This is a genomic window from Clostridium akagii DSM 12554 (genome assembly GCF_000686725.1).
Taxonomy (GTDB): domain Bacteria; phylum Bacillota; class Clostridia; order Clostridiales; family Clostridiaceae; genus Clostridium_I; species Clostridium_I akagii.
The window spans coordinates 145,351-164,630 of sequence record NZ_JMLK01000006.1 but is presented as its reverse complement, the minus strand read 5'-3'; the positions used below and the strand labels follow the sequence as shown (position 1 = coordinate 164,630).

At 31.3% G+C, this 19,280-nt stretch carries 17 protein-coding genes; 1 reads left to right on the top strand and 16 read right to left on the bottom strand.

Annotated features, from left to right (window positions below):
• Positions 1-15: 15 nt before the first annotated feature.
• The 6 genes from BR66_RS0100865 to BR66_RS0100840 are packed head-to-tail and all read right to left on the bottom strand — an operon-like array spanning position 16 to position 6,949.
• On the bottom strand, positions 16-2,076 hold the full coding sequence (locus BR66_RS0100865; protein ID WP_026881218.1) for a chemotaxis protein CheA: 2,061 nt from the start codon (positions 2,074-2,076) through the stop codon (positions 16-18).
• Between the two features lie 12 nt (positions 2,077-2,088).
• The gene (locus BR66_RS0100860) at positions 2,089-2,856 is read right to left on the bottom strand and encodes a CheR family methyltransferase (protein WP_026881217.1); all 768 of its coding nucleotides are present in this window, start codon (positions 2,854-2,856) and stop codon (positions 2,089-2,091) included.
• 54 nt (positions 2,857-2,910) lie between these two features.
• Positions 2,911-3,978 carry a protein-glutamate methylesterase/protein-glutamine glutaminase gene (locus BR66_RS0100855; RefSeq protein WP_026881216.1) on the bottom strand — a complete coding sequence of 356 codons (1,068 nt, stop codon included), beginning with the start codon at positions 3,976-3,978 and terminating at the stop codon, positions 2,911-2,913.
• 14 nt (positions 3,979-3,992) lie between these two features.
• On the bottom strand, positions 3,993-4,484 hold the full coding sequence (locus BR66_RS0100850; protein WP_026881215.1) for a chemotaxis protein CheD: 492 nt from the start codon (positions 4,482-4,484) through the stop codon (positions 3,993-3,995).
• Between the two features lie 18 nt (positions 4,485-4,502).
• Positions 4,503-4,949, bottom strand: coding sequence for a chemotaxis protein CheW (locus tag BR66_RS0100845; RefSeq protein WP_026881214.1), 447 nt, complete (start codon positions 4,947-4,949; stop codon positions 4,503-4,505).
• Between the two features lie 29 nt (positions 4,950-4,978).
• Positions 4,979-6,949, bottom strand: coding sequence for a flagellar assembly protein A (locus BR66_RS0100840; RefSeq protein ID WP_026881213.1), 1,971 nt, complete (start codon positions 6,947-6,949; stop codon positions 4,979-4,981).
• Between the two features lie 360 nt (positions 6,950-7,309).
• Between BR66_RS0100840 and BR66_RS0100835 the strand changes: the two genes are divergently transcribed.
• Positions 7,310-8,251: an L-lactate dehydrogenase gene (locus tag BR66_RS0100835; protein ID WP_026881212.1), complete on the top strand. Its 942-nt coding sequence runs from the start codon at positions 7,310-7,312 to the stop codon at positions 8,249-8,251.
• A 57-nt stretch (positions 8,252-8,308) separates the two neighbouring features.
• Here BR66_RS0100835 and BR66_RS22770 read toward each other — a convergent pair whose 3' ends face one another.
• From BR66_RS22770 to BR66_RS0100785, 10 genes are all read right to left on the bottom strand, one after another.
• A complete protein-coding gene (locus tag BR66_RS22770; RefSeq protein ID WP_051624039.1) occupies positions 8,309-9,154 on the bottom strand; it encodes an aminotransferase class IV in 846 nt (281 codons plus the stop codon).
• An 18-nt stretch (positions 9,155-9,172) separates the two neighbouring features.
• Positions 9,173-9,814, bottom strand: coding sequence for an HAD-IB family hydrolase (locus BR66_RS0100825; RefSeq protein ID WP_026881211.1), 642 nt, complete (start codon positions 9,812-9,814; stop codon positions 9,173-9,175).
• Between the two features lie 93 nt (positions 9,815-9,907).
• Entirely contained in the window at positions 9,908-10,306 is a 399-nt protein-coding gene (locus BR66_RS0100820; protein WP_026881210.1) for a DUF1292 domain-containing protein, read from the bottom strand.
• Positions 10,307-10,511: 205 nt separating this feature from the next.
• Positions 10,512-14,021, bottom strand: coding sequence for a pyruvate:ferredoxin (flavodoxin) oxidoreductase (nifJ, locus tag BR66_RS0100815; RefSeq protein WP_026881209.1), 3,510 nt, complete (start codon positions 14,019-14,021; stop codon positions 10,512-10,514).
• Between the two features lie 214 nt (positions 14,022-14,235).
• Positions 14,236-14,661, bottom strand: coding sequence for a flavodoxin (locus BR66_RS0100810; protein ID WP_026881208.1), 426 nt, complete (start codon positions 14,659-14,661; stop codon positions 14,236-14,238).
• A 180-nt stretch (positions 14,662-14,841) separates the two neighbouring features.
• Complete coding sequence (locus BR66_RS0100805; protein ID WP_026881207.1) at positions 14,842-15,921, bottom strand: undecaprenyldiphospho-muramoylpentapeptide beta-N-acetylglucosaminyltransferase; 1,080 nt, start codon at positions 15,919-15,921, stop codon at positions 14,842-14,844.
• 244 nt (positions 15,922-16,165) lie between these two features.
• On the bottom strand, positions 16,166-16,453 hold the full coding sequence (locus BR66_RS0100800; protein ID WP_026881206.1) for a putative quinol monooxygenase: 288 nt from the start codon (positions 16,451-16,453) through the stop codon (positions 16,166-16,168).
• Positions 16,454-16,482: 29 nt separating this feature from the next.
• Complete coding sequence (locus tag BR66_RS0100795) at positions 16,483-16,989, bottom strand: nitroreductase family protein (protein WP_026881205.1); 507 nt, start codon at positions 16,987-16,989, stop codon at positions 16,483-16,485.
• Between the two features lie 76 nt (positions 16,990-17,065).
• Complete coding sequence (locus BR66_RS0100790) at positions 17,066-17,572, bottom strand: nitroreductase family protein (RefSeq protein WP_026881204.1); 507 nt, start codon at positions 17,570-17,572, stop codon at positions 17,066-17,068.
• Positions 17,573-17,598: 26 nt separating this feature from the next.
• Complete coding sequence (locus tag BR66_RS0100785; RefSeq protein WP_026881203.1) at positions 17,599-19,227, bottom strand: ArnT family glycosyltransferase; 1,629 nt, start codon at positions 19,225-19,227, stop codon at positions 17,599-17,601.
• Between the last annotated feature and the right edge of the window lie 53 nt (positions 19,228-19,280).

Genomic DNA, 19,280 nt, shown 5'->3' with positions numbered 1-19,280 from the left:
TAGCTTACTATTAGCCTATACAAAGGCAGCCACATCTAAAATTAATGTAACAAAACCATCTCCAAGTATTGTTGCTCCAATGTATTCTTTTAGCCCTTTAAGAGTTTTACCAAGTGGTTTTATTACTATATCCTGCTGACCTTGAAGTGAATCAACAAGTAAACCTGCAGTTTTTTCTCCAACATTAACAACAACAATATAAACTTTTCCACTAGCAGTTTCACCAAGCCCTAATTTTTTATTTATCCGCACAATAGGTAGAACATTGCCTCTATAAATTATAACTTCCTTGTTGTTTGTCTTTTTAATGTCTTCTTCCTTGTAGTCAATAACACTATCAATATAATTCAAAGAAATTGCTAGACTTTCATCTCCAACTTTTACAAGTAAAGCAGTTATTATCTGAAGTGTAAGTGGTAATTTAATTATAAAAGTTGAGCCTTTGCCCTCTTCACTAATTACATCTACAGTACCTCCAAGTGCAGAAATTTTTGTCTTAACAACATCCATTCCTACTCCTCTTCCTGATATATCTGTAACTACTTCATTAGTACTAAACCCTTGGGCAAAAATCAGATTTTTAATATCATTGTCATTCATTCCATCTGTACTAATACCACTTTGCTCAGCCTTAGCCTTAACTCTCTCTACATTTATACCAGCACCATCATCTTGTACCTTTATTACGGCTTTTGTTCCTTCTTGATAAGCAATAAGCCTTATTTTACCTACAGGTGTTTTGCCACTTACTGCTCTTTTTTCCTTGCTTTCTACTCCATGATCCGCAGCATTTCTTAAAAGATGGATTAATGGTTCTCCTATCTCATCAATAACTGTTCTATCAAGTTCTGTATCTTGACCTTCAATAATTAATTCCATATCTTTGTCAAGCTCAACAGACAAATCTCTTATAAGCCTTGGAAATCTATTGAATACACTATCCAGTGGTAACATTCTTATTTTCATAACCAAATCCTGTAGATCATTGGTTGTTCTAGCTACCTGTTCAATGGTCTCATTTAATTCTGTTAGTTTATAGATGCTACTAATCTGCTCTAGTCTTGTCCTATTAATAACAAGTTCAGAAACCATATTTAAAAATTTATCTAATCTTTCAAGTTCAACCCTTACAGACTGATGAACTTTTTTCTTTGGTTCACTATTTTTCTTTGCTACAGCAGTAGTTTTTGCCTTTACTGCTTCAACTTTGACTACTGGTTTTACTTCCGTTTCTGCTTTTTCTTGAGCTTTTTTATAAGATATCTTAGCACCACTTACTATATCGGCTTCTTTCACTTCAACTTTATCTACTTCTGATATATCAAGAAGTATAGTTTTGATTTCATCTTTATCCTTATGTGTAACAAATACAAGATTAATTTCAAAATCAAAATTTTCATTTTCTAAATCTTCTGTTCCCGGAATTGATTTTATAATCTCTCCATGTTCTTCAAGATTTTTAAATATTAAAAATGCTCTAGCAGACTTTAAAAGTGTACTTTCGCTTATTTTAATATCAATGCTAAAAGCATTAAATCCCTTTTCAATGGCTTGCTTTATTACGTTTATATCATACTCATTTAAATCAATATTGTTTCCATTGTTTTTTTCATCCGGTGTTTTTTCAGCCTCTTTAGGTTTAATTTGATCTTTATTGCTAGTAGATGCATCTTCTACACCTAACTTTCCATCATGAGCATTCTTTGATATTGTTTCTAAGCTCTGAATTAACTCTTCTACTGGTAATTCTTTTTCTTCTCCATTTGATATGATGTCTACCATTTGTTCTAATGTATCTAAACATTTAAATAAAACTGTTACTACTTCTTGAGTTGCTTTTAGTTCTCCATTTCTGAATTCTGCTAAAACGTCTTCCATCTTATGAGTTAACTGTGCCATTCCGTTAAATCCCATAGTGGCTGCCATTCCTTTAATTGTATGTGCAACTCTAAATATTTCATTTAGCTTGTCTACATTGTCTGGCTCCTGTTCAAGTTGAAGTAGTGCCTGATTTAATGTTTGTAAATTATCCATTGATTCTTCTAAAAACATAGATAAATATTGAGAAGTGTCCATATATTACCCTCCTTACTGTTTTCTGTATATAAAAGTAGAAGCTTTTTCAAAACCATAGTCTTTATAATTGTATATGCTTTCTGTTGCTCCTACAAATAGTAAACCGCCTTTTTTTAGCGAATCACTAAATTTTTCATAAATCTTGTCTTTTACATCTTGGTTAAAATATATTACTACATTTCTACACACGATTAGATCAAAATTCTTTTCATAATCATCTAGAATTAAATCGTGCTTTTTAAATGTTACCATATTCTTAATTCCTGTGTCTATAGTATATTTATCATCTATTTTCTTAAAATATTTGTCTAAATATATTTTATCCACATTTTTAAGTTCAGATATTACATATTCTGCCGCTTTTGCTCTTTCCAAAATTGTGTTGTCAATGTCTGTAGCCAATATAGAATGTTTGTTTTTATTCTTTAAGTTGTCCAATATCATTGCTAGAGAGTAAGGTTCCGCTCCAATTGAACATGCCGCACTCCATATTTTTAGATTTATATTTTTCTCCTTAGAGTATATTTCGATTTCTTTTTGCAGTTCTTTAAACAATTCTGGATTTCTAAAAAATTCTGTTACGTTTATTGTTATAAAATCTAAGAATTTTTGCCTTTGTCCATAGTCGGATTTTAGTAGTTTAACATACTCATCTATATCTTTAGCTCCTACCCTTGACATCAAGCTCAAAATTCTTCTGTGAAGCTGATTCGATTTATATGCAAATAGATCTATTCCAAATTCTTTATGCACCCAAGTCTTAAATTGTTCCAAATCCAAAATTATCCCCCCAGTAGTCTTCATTATGCATATCTTGCCACTTGCAACTTTTCACTAAATCTTCTTGCCATTAACTATATCAATAATACCGTCTGCCACCTTTTCAAGAGGTATTACGAAATCAACAGCCCCAGTCTCATATGCCATCTTAGGCATACCGTAAATAACACAAGTAGATTCGTGTTCCGAAATTGTGAAACCACCATTTTGCTTTATTATTTTGGTGCCCTCAGCACCATCTCGTCCCATCCCTGTTAATACAACACTAACAATACTAGATCCATAAACCTTAGAAGCTGATATAAAAAGCTTATCAACTGCCGGTCTTACTCCCCATATTGAAGCTTCTTTATTAAGATGAATTCTTCTATCATCCCAGACTTCCATATGATAACCACCAGGAGCTATATACACCACATTATTTTGGCAATTCTCACCGTCTGTGGCTTCTACAACCTTTATCTCACTATTTACATCTAGTCTATCAGCAAAAGCTTTAGTAAATCCAACAGGCATATGCTGAACTACAAATACTGGAACACCTAAAAACTTTGGAAGTTTAGTAATAACACTATATAAAGCCTTAGGACCACCGGTTGAAGCACCTATTACTACAGCTTTAATACTCCCAAATGAAATCTTTTTTATTTTGCTCACATAATCACTGGTAACAATTTTTTTATTTAAAACTGTTTTATCATATTTATTTTTAGAAATATAGCTGTCATAAGCCGCTTTAACCTTCAAAATTAATTCAGCAGCTACTTTGTTGATATCGATGGAAATCACTCCAGAAGGCTTTGCAACAAAATCGAAAGCTCCATAAGCAAGTGAATCCATAGTCTGACTTGTTCCATCTTTTGTTACACTACTTAGCATAATAACCGGTATTGTACTCCCATCTTTTTTTAACTTTTTTAATGTTTCTATGCCATTCATCATTGGCATTTCAACGTCTAATGTAATCACATTTGGTTTATATATTGATAGCTTCTCCATCAGATCAATACCGTTTCTAGCCGCACAAATAACTTCTATATCAGCATCTGCATTTAGCATATCTGATATTATTTTTCTCATTAATGCTGAATCATCAACGACTATAACTTTCATTTTTTTCATTGGCCATCACTCCATTATAATTCTTTTGCTTCAAGACCTACTGTTCTGATTTGAACAATGTAACCAGTAGTATCAAGAATCATAGTTCTACCTTTGTTTCCCCCGACATCTTCATTCAATAATGGTATATTCATGTTTTTAAGCACTTGCCTAACCGATATACTGTTCCTATTGCCAATATCCATATTCATACTTTTATCTGAGAAGTTAAACATCGATGCTCCACCAGCAATTTTGGCTTTGATGTTTTTTAAATTAGCGCCTTTTTTTATCATCCTATCAACCAAAATAGGTATCGCAAGGTCTGCAAATTTATGTGGATTAGTAACATTATTAAATTGTTTGCTTTCAGGAAGCATAATATGTGCAAGTCCACCAATTCCATTTGTTTTATCATATAGTGCTATCCCTATGCAGGATCCAAGGCCTACAGTTATAAGTCTTTCAGGTGGAAATGCTATATTTAAATCAGCTATTCCTATTCTTATCTCTTTAATGTTTTCCATACTTTCACCCTACCAATTTTATAATAATGCTTTTTCTTCCTCAGTTAGAATATTCGCAAGATTAAGGAATATTATTATTCTATTGTCTGATTTTATGAGGCCTTTTATGTATCTTCTTGATATCCCACTTACTACAGTTGGGGTATCCTCTATTTCATCATTTTTTATATTTTTTACTTCTGATACAACATCTACAATTATTCCATATGTTTCTTGTTCATGTCTAGTAACTATTATTTTTGAATCATTTTCTCGCTTACTATTATTTAGTCCAAATCTTTTTGCCAAGGAAATAATAGGCAAAATACCTCCTTCATAATTAATAAGTCCCTCTACAAAACTAGGTGACTCTGGAAGTCTTGTTGTTTCTTCATATCCAAGTATTCTTTCAACTTCTTTAATATCGGTAGCATAATATTCACCGTTTATAATAAAGATTAATACTTTCAATTCATCGTTGTTCATTGCATCCTCCTTCATTTTTATTCACACACTTAGAGCACTAATTTTTCCACGATAATTTCTCCATTTTCATCAATGAATGCATGTACCTTCTTACATGGATTTTCAAAAGTGTATTCCCTATTTCCGATGTAAAATACTGTGTTTTGATAAACCTTTTCTGCATAGATATTTCCTTTTTGTCCAACCATTATTTTAGTGGAAACTCCGCCAGCACTCCCAATTGTTCCACATCGAACTTCATTGGTGGCTTTTACAATCCCACCTCGCGATATACTCGTTGGGTTCGTAAATTTTACATAATCATTAGCAATAATTTTTGAAACATACTGTCCTTTACCGCTTATTATTATGCTGCCCGAGCTTTGAACAGTTGAATCTTGTAAATATCCAATGTTAATACTTACTGGTACTGCCAAAGAACTACTTATTTGAGTTATGCTCTCTTGAATTATAGAATTTATATCGGCTAATTCACTTAAGTTTTTGATTTTCAAAGGACCTAATCCCGATAATTTGTCTTTAAGCATGTCCCCTATTGTAACGATGTCAATATCCTCATTATCCTTATCTGCTAATACATCACCACACAGTTTTGGTATATTTTTAAATTTACTTTCTATTAGAACCTTTATTATTTCTCCATACGGAGTATCTTCTCCCAGTAGATTATAACTTTTAACCTGTTTTACAGCATCTATTAGGCTAATAATATTATCACTTAGATTTGAATATATATCAAGCTCTTTAATCCTATTTACATCGTCTCCGCCTGCTAAAATGGTTGAATATATAACATTTTGTGCTATTACCACATCGCCCTTTGAAATAATTTTTGAATTTTGCATGTTTTTTAATGCATTAACATTATGACCTGATTCAATAATCATACCCTCTTTAATATCACCATAAATTACTATATCACCGCTGAATTTTATATTTCCAGTTGTAATATCAACATCAGAGTTAACTTCATGAACATCAAACACTGAAAATTTATTACTAGAAACGCTAGGTTTTCCGCTTTTAGTTGCTACTACTGTATTGTCCTCTTTTATTTCACAACCGTCCCCAACCTTAATATTTATTTTTTTACCTGTTTTTTTCTTTATAACAAGTCCATAAATATTCGTACCATCAGTACCTAGTTCTCCTTGCTTTTTAATCGCAATTATGGTACCTTGCTCCACAGAATCCACAAATCCGATACTTTTAAAGTCTATAGTCCCTTTGCTATCTTCATCAAACTGTTTGGAATTTTTAATCTTAAATTTAATGTCTAAAGTATCATTAGAATCATTAATAACTTCTTGCCCTTTAGCAATTAAAAGATATTCTACGTCTTTGCCGGTAGAACACTTATCTAAATTTTCTTCAATTATTCCATAAACTATATTGTTTTCTTTTAAAATATCACGAATTTCTTCCTTTGTATAAGTTGCAGGATATTCCTCATCTGCTTTTTCAGATTTAAGAGTAATTATTTTATTTTCAGGCATATCTTTTAATTTTTTTATTATTTTGCTAATGTACTTAATTGTCACATATGCTTCCATATTATTGGAGTTTGTTGATATATCTAGTTTTCTCTGTGCCTTTGGTTCTTCTTCGATTATTGTCTGTATTATATCCCCATTTTTTATATAGATCTTTGAGTTTTTCTCTTCACCATTAACAATTAATTTAACCTGAGATGATGGTACTATTGTTGCCGGTTCTCCATCATCTTCTGGATCCTTAACTATTATTTCACCATTTTCTATTTTTAAGGTTCCATCTTTTTCGTTATTTTCTTCCTGTTTTTTTAATTCATTACCGTCTTCAGTATTGTTTTCTTTGGTGACCTCTAAAACCTTTACGAGAATCGAAACCTTTTTTCTAAAAAATCTTTTCTTCTCTTCAATGACCTCATATTGAAGTTTATCTGCTGTTAACCCTAAATCTTTGCACGCTTCTTCAATACATTCATCAAGAGATGATCTAGTATATTTTATTTCACCCATGAAAATTCCCCCATTAATATAATTATAATATAAAAATCATAGGACTATATAACTTATTATACCATATTATTTATCGTAAAATGTCGCTTAAACTTTATTAAAATATTATATATGTTTTAATAAATTTTGTAAATAATTCAGCAAATAATTTATTAGCCACTCAATTTTACATATTAGTTTTATAAAATTGCATAAATATTGATTTGTTGCGTTTATTTACATAGATATTGTTTGGATTCATTGATAATTATTATCATATAATATATAATATATTATATGATAATAATTAATATCAATTTTTATTCATACAAGTAATACCTAGTATTTCGAAATAAAATTTTATGAATGGAGGTATTAACAATGAGATCAAAAACTAAAATATCAATAATTGGAGCAGGTTTTGTTGGGTCATCTACAGCTTTTGCACTTATGATTGGTGGTCTAGCTGCTGAAATTGTCATAGTAGATATTAATAAAGATAAATCGGAGGGTGAAGCCATGGATTTAGCACATGGAGCTTCCTTTGTAAAGCCTTTGGAAATAAAAGCCGGAGATTATAAGGATACAGCTAATTCAGATATAGTAATTATAACGGCTGGTGCTGCTCAAAAACCTGGAGAAACCAGACTAGATTTAATAAGTAAAAACTACAAAATCATGGGTTCCATTGTACCTGAAGTTGTAAAATATAGTCCAAATTCAATCTTGTTAGTTGTATCAAATCCCGTTGATATACTAACTTACATTGTTTATAAACTTTCTGGGTTCCCTAAAGAAAGAGTTTTAGGTTCTGGTACAGTGCTTGACACTTCTAGGCTTAAATTTATGTTAAGTGAGCATTTTAACATAGATTCAAGGAATATCCATACTTATATTATGGGAGAACATGGTGACTCTGAGATAGCAACATGGAGTATTACAAGCATTGCAGGCATGGATGTAAATGATTATTGCAAAATTTCATGTAACCAATGTGAAGGGATTAAAAATTTACACATTGAAGATGAAGTAAAAAATGCAGCTTATGAAATAATCAAAAGAAAAGGCGCAACCTATTATGCCGTAGCACTTGCAATAACACGAATAGTCGAGGCAATCCTAGGCGATGAGCACTCAATTTTAACTGTTTCTTCGCTACTTGAAGGGGAATATGGAATAAATGATATATATTTAGGTGTCCCTAGTATTGTTTGTAGTTCTGGAATTAAAAATATTATAGAAGTTCAACTTTCACCTTCAGAACTTGCAGCACTTAATTCATCCGCAGATAAATTAAAAGAATCATTATCCTCAATAAAATAGTCCGAAATAACGATACTGCCCCCAAGTATATTTACATAAATATACTTGGGGGCAGTATTACAATTTCACCCTAGGTAGGCTTTTAGCTCTTGATACTTGGGCAGTGATTTTATCGTTATAGCCCGCTGCTATATCTTGAATTACAGCGTTCTTAGCTGATGAAAATTCTAAGTTTCCTACCTTTCTCACAGGTAGTACCTTTGGTGATGTTCCAGAAATGAATAGTCCATCCATGTTCTCTATATCATTAAAATTCACATCTTTTTCCATCAATTTATAACCTTTATCTTCTATAATTGATATAATGATTTCTCTAGTTATTCCAGGTAGCACTGCCTTAAGTGGAGCTGTATAGACTTCCTTACCTTTTACAATAAAGATATTGGATTTGCTGCCTTCGGTAATGTTACCATTTCTATCCACTAAAATAGCTTCATATACATTTGCTTCATTAATTTTTTCATCTACAGATTTTCTAAAACTTACATTTATAACTTTTGCATTAGGCATATCTCTTTCTCCGTGAAAAAAAATGGTATCCACGCCCTTTTCATATTGGAGTTTATCAGGGTAATTATGTTTTAAAAAATATGCGTAAAAATTTATATTATCCTGGTAAAAGTTAAAAACAATCTTTATATTGCCATATTCACACTTATTAATCTTAATTAACTTGTATATTTGATTTTTTACTTTTTCAATACTATAAGGTAATGATAACTTCATGATTTTTGTTGAATTAACAAGTCTATCCATATGATTTTCTAAAAATATTGGAACGCCACTCTCTACTCTGAAAACTTCATAAAGAGATTTTCCACTAAGCAAAAATTCATCACTAAAACTATTGCTGTCTTTAATTTCTTCATTACAAAAATAATATTTTCTATAACTTGAATCCATAATTACATCTCCTACGATTTACTTCCAATTTAAAATTTCTATATTGTTATTCTTTTTTCTTGAATTTATAAGATAGGGATGCCCTACAAGTTTTAATAAGGGCAAATCTGAAAGGGAGTCGGAATACATATAAGAATTTTTAAAATCCACATCTAAATTTTCCTCTTTTAAAACTTGGAAGAGTCTTTTCACCTTTTCTTCACCTTTATTGTTCTCCCCAACAATTTTGCCATTATAATATCCATCTACAAATTCAAATCTTGTTCCAATTACTTTATCCACTTCTTTTATATTATATAACTCATTTAGATAAAATTCAGCTGACGCAGAAATCAAATATATTTTATATCCTTGTTTTTTTAACTTTTTCATTGTATCTATAGCATCCGTGTAAAATATTTTACTAAACCGTTTTTCATAAAATTCCTTAACTACTTCTTTTAATTCATCTTCATGTATCTTAGTTACAAAAGACAAGAAATACTCTTTGGCCCTAGCCGCACTAATAAATTTCGTAGCATATAATAGTGACGCTCCAAAACTCTTGGGCATATAAATTATTAGTTTTGGTTTTTTTGATATCATAAACATAAAAAATTCAAAAAGTGTTTCTCTTTTTGTAATTGTGTAATCCACATCGAATATTGCTAATTTTTCCATATAGTTGTCACCCCTGATATTACTTCGTTTTTAATGCTACTTAAAATCAAAAAAGGTCGCTATACAAATTCTAGCGACCTTCAAAGTTAAAATTTATTTTTCTAGTGTTGACTCATAATAAGCAGTTGCAGCATCAAATTCTTCATCTTCAGGGACAACAAGTTCTCCCTCTTCGCCTTCACCAACTACTTTAAACAAATATACTGAATCATCTTGTGGGTTTTGTACCAATGCAAATTCTGCATCATTGAAGGTAAAACCGTCTATAACTTCACATGAAACTGTATTTCCATGTTCATCTTCTAATTCAACTACAAGTGCTTCATGATCTTTACAATCACAGCCATCTCCACATTCTGATCCACATTCTTCGCCGTGATTATGTCCGTGAGCTTCATTACAACCACATTCATCACCATGAGTATGCTCATGAGTATGTTCTTTTTCTGAACAACCACAACCACATTCTGCTGTATTTTCTTTTTCGCTCATATAATTTTTACACCTCCATTTATGTTATGCTATAATTTTACCCTTAAACTCCGAATATTAAAAGCTTTTTTTTAAATTTTTTTGTATATTTTAATTTAAATATTAAAAAGCTTTAAAATATGCTCCAATGAAACTAGGTAAATTCTATATCTTATTACTTAAAATAAAAAAGAAAGAGGAGAAAAGCTCCTCTTTTTTTTATCTACTATTTACCTGCTAAAGCTTTGTATCCTGCTAATCTTTCTTTAGCATCTCTTTCTGTTTTAGCATATAACTCTTCTGCTTGATCTGGGAATGCCTTCTTAAGTGAAGCGTATCTTACTTCGCCTAATAAGAATTCTTTAAAGTCAGTTGTTGGTTCTTTAGAATCTAAGCTAAATGGATTTGTTCCTGTACCCTTAAGTTCAGGATTAAATCTGTATAGACCCCAATATCCACAATCAACAGCTTTTTTAGCTTCAAGTTGACTACAACCCATACCAGCTTTTAAACCATGATTAATACATGGAGCATAAGCAATTATAAGTGATGGACCATGATATGCTTCTGCTTCTGCAATTGCCTTTATAGTTTGGTTCTTGTCAGCTCCCATAGCTATTTGAGCAACATAAACGTAACCATAAGTCATTGCCATCATACCAAGATCTTTCTTCTTAGTCTTTTTACCACTAGCAGCAAATAGTGCAATTGCAGCTGTTGGAGTTGATTTTGATGATTGACCACCAGTGTTTGAATAAACTTCTGTATCAAAGACAAATATATTTACATCTTCGCCTGAAGCTAGTACGTGATCAACACCACCGAAACCTATATCATAAGCCCAGCCATCTCCACCAAATATCCATTGAGATTTCTTAACTAAATGATCTTTTCCTTCTAATAATTCTTTAGCAAATTCATTGTTCTTTTCTGCTTCAAGTAAAGGTACGATTTTAGCTGCTGCTGCTTTAGAACCATCAGCCTCAAACATATTATCTAACCATTCTTTAGAAACAGTTTTTAATTCTGCACTTGCATCAGATTCAATTAATTTACTAGCTGCATCTGCAAGTCTTTCTCTTGTTTGTTTAACTCCAAGATACATACCCATTCCGAATTCAGCATTGTCTTCAAATAATGAGTTAGCCCATGAAGGACCTTGTCCTTTGTAGTTAACAGTGTAAGGTGTTGCTGGTGCACTACCACCCCAAATTGATGTACAACCTGTAGCATTAGCTATCATCATTCTATCACCAAAAAGTTGAGTTATAAGTCTTGCATATGGAGATTCTCCACATCCTGCACAAGCACCACTGAACTCTAGTAGAGGCTGCTCAAATTGGCTACCTTTTACTGTTTCTTTATTCATAGGATTTTCTTTATGTGCAAGATTTATTGCATATTCAAAGTTAACTTCTTCTTTAAGTTGAGTTGCAGCTGGCTTCATAACCAATGCTTTTTCTTTTGCTGGACAAACTTGAGCACAGTTTCCACATCCAGTACAATCTAAAGGAGAAATCTTTATTGCAAAGTTTAATTTTTCTTCTGTTTTTAATCCTTGAGCTGGCTTACTTTCAAATCCTTCTGGAGCATTCTTAACTTCTCCATCAGTCAATAAGAATGGTCTTATAACAGCATGAGGACAAACATATGCACATTGATTACATTGTATACATTTATCTACTTGCCATTCTGGTACGTTTATAGCTATTCCTCTTTTTTCAAAAGCGGCAGTACCATTAGGATAAGTACCATCTTCCATACCATTGAATATACTTACAGGAAGAGCATCTCCTTCTTGTTTATTCATAGGCTCAAGCATTTCAGTAATAAATTTAGGTTTAGCTTTTGCTACTACTTTTTCGTCCTTAGCATCTTTCCAGTTAGCAGGAACATCTATTTTAACAATAGCGTTTACTCCTAAATCTATTGCATCACAGTTCATTTTAACAACTTTTTCACCTTTTTTACCATAAGAAGTTACAACAGCTTCTTTAAGGTATTTAACTGCGTCTGCTACTGGTATGATGTTTGCAATTTTAAAGAATGCTGATTGCATAATCATGTTTATTCTTCCACCAAGACCAATACCTTGTGCAATTTTAACAGCGTCCATTGTGTAAAAATTGATATTATGCTGAGCAATATATCTTTTTGTTGCTGCTGGTAAAAATTCTTCGATTTGATCTTTATCCCATATACAGTTTAAAAGGAAGCTTCCGTTATCCTTAATTCCTGCAAGAAGATTATATTTGAAAACATAAGATTGATTATGACACGCTATAAAATCTGCTTTATTTATTAGATAAGGGGATTTTATTGGTGATTTACCAAATCTTAAATGTGACATTGTTATACCACCTGATTTTTTTGAATCATATGCAAAATATCCTTGTGCATACATATCAGTGTGATCTCCAATGATTTTTATAGCACTCTTGTTAGCTCCAACAGTACCATCTGAACCTAGTCCCCAGAACTTACAAGCTGTAGTTCCTTCTGGAGTAGTGTCAACTTCTGCTCCTCTTTTTAATGATTTAAATGTAACATCATCTTCAATAGATAATGTGAAACCATTTATAGGTGCTTTAGCGTTTAAGTTATCAAAAACAGCTACGATATCACTTGGAAGCGTATCTTTTGAACCTAATCCATATCTTCCACCAACTATAAGTGGTGTTTTATCACTGTTGTAGAATGAAGTAACAACATCTTGATAAAGTGGTTCTCCGTTACTTCCTGGTTCTTTTGTTCTATCAAGAACAGCAATTTTCTTTACAGTGCTTGGTATATATTTTAAGAAATGACTAACTGAGAAAGGTCTGAATAAATGTACTTTAAGTAAACCTACTTTTTCTCCCTTAGCATTTAAATAATCGATTGTTTCTTCAGTTGCATCACAAATTGAACCCATAGCTATTATAATTCTATCAGCATCTTTTGCACCATAGTAGTTGAATAAGTGATATTCTCTACCAGTTATTTTGCTTATGTCTCCCATGTAGTTTTCAACGATTTCTGGAAGTGCATTATAAAATTTGTTTGATGATTCTCTTCCTTGGAAGTATACATCAGGATTTTCTGCAGTACCACGAGTTACTGGGTGTTCTGGATTTAAAGCATGTTTTCTAAATGCTTTAACTGCATCCATATCTACTAAAGGTCTTAAATCTTCATAATCCATAACTTCAACTTTTTGTATTTCATGTGAAGTTCTGAATCCGTCAAAGAAGTTTAAAAATGGTACTTTACCTTTTATTGCAGACAAATGTGCAACAGCTGCTAAATCCATAACTTCTTGAACACTACCTTCTGCAAGCATAGCAAAACCAGTTTGTCTTGCAGCCATTACATCTTGATGATCTCCAAATATATTTAATGCATTTGTTGCTAAACTTCTAGCAGTTACATGTAAAACAGCTGGTAAAAGTTCTCCTGCCATTTTATACATATTAGGTATCATAAGAAGTAATCCTTGTGAAGCTGTATATGTAGTTGTTAATGATCCTGATTGAAGTGAACCATGAACTGCACCAGCAGCACCTGCTTCTGATTGCATCTCCATTACTTTAACTGTTTGACCAAATAAGTTTTTTCTTCCTTGTACTGCCCATTCATCAACATGTTCTGCCATTGGTGATGATGGTGTAATAGGATATATTGCTGTAACTTCAGTGAACGCATAGGATACGTGAGCTGCTGCAGTGTTCCCGTCCATTGTTTTAGTTTTTTTCATATTTGTACACCTTCCCTTTAAGTATTAGTTTACATTTATATTATACGGTGGGAGCTATTTAAAATCAAATCTATAATAACTACCACGACTTAATATACTCTCTTGTGTATCACTTTTGCAAAATTGGATATTAAAGTTCACAGCACTTTATTTTGTTATATCATTCTATTGCTTCCTCGTGCAGGTTTATTCTCCAAATTCTGTTTTACACTGATTATTCAGCTAATAATTCACCTAAATCTTCAGCTTTTTTAATTTGTTCCTCTGTAGGTGCTTCTTTAACAGCTATGCTTCCTTTTACTTCAAATTTTTCTTCCTTCATTCTTTGACACCAATCAGTCATAAACTTTCCATCGTCCCAACCATATGATCCAAATAAAACTACTGGCATATTATTTGGTGCTAGTAACCTTATTTCCCTGATGAATGGTTCCATTTCCTGTTGCTCTATTCTATTGTTATCCATTGATGGACTTCCAAGGGCAATTGCATCATATTTCGTAATTTCATTGGGCTTTATTTCATTTACGAGCTTTATCTCTACCTCAGCACCAGCATTTTTTGCTCCATCTGCAATGTGATTAGCTAATACTTCAACATTTCCCATGTTGCTCCAATATATAACGCCTATTTTTTTCATACTTACCCACATCCTTTTATATCATTTGATAATAATTTAACAACTTAATTATAATACTACATATCCCATTTTACAAGGTTTAAATTGCAATTTTAAATATACCTTTTCCCTATTGTTATACATCATATTCGCTTTATTTTTTGTGATATATAACAACAAATAAGGATGAATTTTTATTTTCTAGTTGTCAGTGCTGTATTTCACTATTATATCTATGATATTGTCTACACCGTTTTTTATTGGACTGTTAGTCATAGCATCAATATATATTTTTTTGTCAGTACTTAATTTTTCAAGACTATTAATAATTAATTGGTCATTTAGATTTTCTTCTTCAATTACTAAGCTGTACCCATTTTTTTCAAATGATGCTGCGTTAAGAATTTGATCCCCTCTACTGGATTTTTTTGAAAGTGGAATCAAAATATTTGGTTTTCTAAGGGTTAATAATTCAAAAATAACATTTGCTCCAGCTCTAGAAATTACAAAATCAGCTGCATTCATTAGATGTGGAAGTTCTTCGTTAACATATTCAAATTCAGCGTAACCTTCTTTATTATTTAAGGCTACGTCTAAATTACCTTTCCCACAAATATGAATAACATTATAATGACGCAAAAGAAGATCTAAACAACTTCTAATAGTATCATTTATTACTTTTGCCCCAAGACTCCCTCCAATGACAAAAAGTATTGGTTTAGATAAATCACTAAATTTACATAACTTAATCCCAATTATTTTTTTACCGTTTAACAGTTCTCTCCTAATTGGTGTTCCCGTAAGAACTGCCTTGTTCCCTTTTATATGCTGGATTGATTCAGGAAAAGTAACACAAACCTTTGTACAGTATGGTGCTGCCAATCTATTCGCAAGCCCAGGTGTCATATCTGATTCATGAGCTATAGCTGGCACCCTACAAAAATGAGCTGCTATAACAACCGGCACACTAACAAACCCACCTTTGGAAAAGACCACATTAGGTTTTTCTTTTTTTATAATTCTTATTGCTTCAACTACTCCTTTTAATACCTTAAATGGATCCGTGAAATTTTTTATATCAAAGTACCTTCTTAATTTTCCACTTGAAATAGCATTATATTTAATATTTGCATTTTTAATTATACTTCTTTCTATACCGTCCTTAGTTCCTATATACTGAATTTCATATCCAAGTTCTATAAGTTTTGGCACTAAGGCTAAATTCGGAGTAACATGCCCTGCTGAACCTCCACCTGTCATAATAATTTTACGTTTTTTCAAAAAAAAAGCACCTCCAAAAACTAGTTTCTTTTTAAATTATATCAATTCGGCATTAAAAATACCAGTTTAGTTATTCATAAGTGCTTATTTTCATTATAATTTCACCGCATATTTGCCATATCTAATGGTTTTTAAATATGGTATTACCTGGGAAATTAAATATATCCTGCAGTTTAGATAATTAAAATCTATTCTACAGGATACTATTAACAAGTCAGTATTCAGTTCTATTTTGTATTATGCTTTATTCTGCTTTTTTGTAGATATTCATTTCTGTCTGTTTTTCAACAAGACCTACCAAAATGGGAACAATTTTAGTAAAATGTTCTGATACAGAATGTCTATCAAGTGCATCTTTATCTTGCCATTCTTCAATCATTGTCAGTATTTTGGCATCTTTTATATCTTGATATAACTGATATTTTATGCATCCCTGCTCTTTTCTAGTGATTTCAACTAGTTTCTTAGCATGTTCTAAAAATTCACTGATTTTATCCTCTTTCACAAAATGTTTAGCTACAATCGTAATCATTTTTATGCACCATCCTTAGTTTCAAAATATTATTTAAATTCCTCATAATGAACTTTTTTTGCATCAAATCTATTACTTGTTACATTTTGCTGTTCTTCTGGATATCCTATTGAAACCAAAGCAAAAGGTTTTATATTCTTTGGAAGGTCAAAACTTTTTTTAATGAAATCTATGGCAGAATCGGCTGTTGCAACACCTAACCACACTGCTCCAAGTCCTAGATATGTAGCTTCTAGAAGGATATTTTCGGCTGCTGCACCCATATCTTGCTGCCAAGATGTTTCGACTCTGAAATTGTCAGTATTTGCTAAAAGCACAATAGTTACTGCTGAACCCGCAACCGGCTTAGAGTAAGGAGTCATTAATGATAACTTGTTTAATGTTTCTTTATTTTCAACAACTATAAATTCCCAAGGCTGCTGGTTTGCAGCTGATGGTGCTTGCATAGCTGCTCTTAAAAGTTTTTCCACTTTTTCTTTTTCCACCGGTCTGTCCTGGTATTTCCTAATACTTCTTCTATTAAATATCTCTTTCATGGTGATTCCTCCATTTTGTCTTAATTATTCAGTTTACACCATTATAATTGTTATAAATTAGCTTTTTTATTCCACTTTACTTATAGTCTTCATAATGTATTTTTTTCTCATCGAATCTATCAATAAATTCATTTTTTTCATTATCCGGATAACCTACTGAAACTAATGCAAAAGGCTTAATGTTCTCTGGTAAATCAAAAGTTTTTTTAATATAATCAGTAGCAGCATCATCTGTTGCTATTCCAAGCCAAACTGATCCAAGTTCTAAGTATGTAGCTTCTAAAAGGATATTCTCTGTAGCTGCACCCATATCACCTTCCCAAGATGTTGCCACTTTAAATTTGTTGCTATTACCTAAAATTACAATAGTAGCGGCGGAATCAGCAACAAACTTAGAATAAGAATTCATTAATGATAACTTGCCTAAAGTTTTTTTATTTTCAACAACAATAAACTCCCATGATTGCTGGTCTGAAGCTGACGGAGCTTGCATGGCTGCTCTTAGAAGTTCTTCTATTTTTTCCTTTTCAATTGGTCTGTCCTTGTATTTCCTAATACTTCTTCTATTGTATATTTCTTTCATATTGTTTCCTCCAATAAAATTTATTTTTAATATGCTACAGAATAGTTTTCAAATTTTTTTATCTTAAACCCTTTTTTCAAAAATACTTTAATGCTAGAATTATCAATTACATAAACATCATTTTTTGATATATTAAAATTTGTAATTCCAAAAATATATCTACCAAACTTCTTAGGTGATCGAAATTCCCCATTTATATCATCATATTGTACAGTATCTACAAATTCCTTTGTGGGTATTTTTTCACAAAACAGAACATATATATACGTCATGTTAACATTACTAGTTAGATAAATATTCCCCTTAGTTTCTTCACTGGCATAATTAATTGCTTCAGGTAAAGACTTATAAAATACTATACCTATCTGTGATGGATAAGTTTTGAAGTAATAACAAGAAAAACTAAGGAATGCTGTTAAATAAATAAATGCTACAAAAACAATGGCTATTTTTATATTCTTGATTACAAACAAAATACCTAAACTACAAAAATAGATTAACGTGATAAATATAGAATTTTCTCTATTAATATTTGTTAATGTAAGAAGACTCATAATAAAAGTAGCTATAAACCAAAGAATAAATACTATAGACTCATCAAATTGCCTTTTCATAATTTTATCTATAGATATTCTTATTGAAGATATAAAACCGATTATAATAAATGGTAAACTGAATAAATAAAATATTCCATACCCATCTATTGCATTGTATATAAGTCCATCTGATTGTCTTAATATTATTTTAATAAATACAATAAGGTTTGCAGCTATACCTACATCCAAATCAGAACCCCTAAACCCACTCATAAATGGAATAGAAAACAGTGGAGTTATAATTTCAGGTATTATTCCTTTATTTATTAATATTAATAGAAATAATGGCATTGCCATTATAACTAATAAAACAACCCCAATTATAAAATCAATAATATTAATTTGTTTAAACATAATAATATACACAAATATAAGCACTAGATAAATGGGAAGAATTATATAACACAAGGCATAAGAATAAAGTGATAATCCAAACATAACCATTGAAATTATAAAAAACTTAGATTTTCTAAAAGATAAAACCAAAAAATATGTGCCAAATAGTAAAAATGCTGGAAGTAGATTTGATTCAAGTGCCCATCTTGAAATCATTATATGCCATGGACTTATTATAAGCAATACCAATCCAATTAATGCAGTGCTCATATTCCATATTTCTTTTATAAGTAAATAAAAAACTAAAAGTGACAGTGTTCCAAAGATAAGCGCTGGTATACGAATAACAATAGTGTTAAGTCCAAACAATGCTATAAGCGGTATGGTTAGATATCCGTATAAGACATTTTGTCCGCTTCCCCATGCAACAAAATACACGGGATTATGAAAATTATTTCTGTCAATTCCATACTTTAAAAGTGAGAAAGCATCATATCCTATTGATGCCTCGTCTTGGTTAAGTCCAGATGGATTAGATCCCAAATAAATGGCACGAACAGCAAACCCAATTATAATTAGTATACACACAATTATCCATTGATTTTTTTGCAAAAATTCAAGATTGTTATTTCCAAAAGATTTTCTTGATTTATTATATTTTATCAAAGATAATATACACAAAGTACATACTATTAATATAAAAAACAAATTTAATACTTGCATAAAATTACCGATCCTTATAATTTGTAATTTAATTTATTGCTAATTAAAAGCAA

Excerpts from the sequence above, each read along its gene's own strand:
- BR66_RS0100840 (WP_026881213.1), bottom strand. The coding sequence starts at position 6,949 with ATGGGTGAAATAAAATATACTAGATCATCTCTTGATGAATGTATTGAA.
- BR66_RS0100850 (WP_026881215.1), bottom strand. The coding sequence starts at position 4,484 with ATGGAAAACATTAAAGAGATAAGAATAGGAATAGCTGATTTAAATATA.
- BR66_RS0100820 (WP_026881210.1), bottom strand. The coding sequence starts at position 10,306 with ATGAGCGAAAAAGAAAATACAGCAGAATGTGGTTGTGGTTGTTCAGAA.
- nifJ (WP_026881209.1), bottom strand. The coding sequence starts at position 14,021 with ATGAAAAAAACTAAAACAATGGACGGGAACACTGCAGCAGCTCACGTA.
- BR66_RS0100855 (WP_026881216.1), bottom strand. The coding sequence starts at position 3,978 with ATGAAAAAAATGAAAGTTATAGTCGTTGATGATTCAGCATTAATGAGA.
- BR66_RS0100865 (WP_026881218.1), bottom strand. The coding sequence starts at position 2,076 with ATGGACACTTCTCAATATTTATCTATGTTTTTAGAAGAATCAATGGAT.
- BR66_RS0100795 (WP_026881205.1), bottom strand. The coding sequence starts at position 16,989 with ATGAAAGAGATATTTAATAGAAGAAGTATTAGGAAATACCAGGACAGA.
- BR66_RS0100785 (WP_026881203.1), bottom strand. The coding sequence starts at position 19,227 with ATGCAAGTATTAAATTTGTTTTTTATATTAATAGTATGTACTTTGTGT.
- BR66_RS0100810 (WP_026881208.1), bottom strand. The coding sequence starts at position 14,661 with ATGAAAAAAATAGGCGTTATATATTGGAGCAACATGGGAAATGTTGAA.
- BR66_RS0100790 (WP_026881204.1), bottom strand. The coding sequence starts at position 17,572 with ATGAAAGAAATATACAATAGAAGAAGTATTAGGAAATACAAGGACAGA.
- BR66_RS0100825 (WP_026881211.1), bottom strand. The coding sequence starts at position 9,814 with ATGGAAAAATTAGCAATATTCGATGTGGATTACACAATTACAAAAAGA.
- BR66_RS22770 (WP_051624039.1), bottom strand. The coding sequence starts at position 9,154 with ATGGATTCAAGTTATAGAAAATATTATTTTTGTAATGAAGAAATTAAA.
- BR66_RS0100845 (WP_026881214.1), bottom strand. The coding sequence starts at position 4,949 with ATGAACAACGATGAATTGAAAGTATTAATCTTTATTATAAACGGTGAA.
- BR66_RS0100800 (WP_026881206.1), bottom strand. The coding sequence starts at position 16,453 with ATGATTACGATTGTAGCTAAACATTTTGTGAAAGAGGATAAAATCAGT.
- BR66_RS0100835 (WP_026881212.1), top strand. The coding sequence starts at position 7,310 with ATGAGATCAAAAACTAAAATATCAATAATTGGAGCAGGTTTTGTTGGG.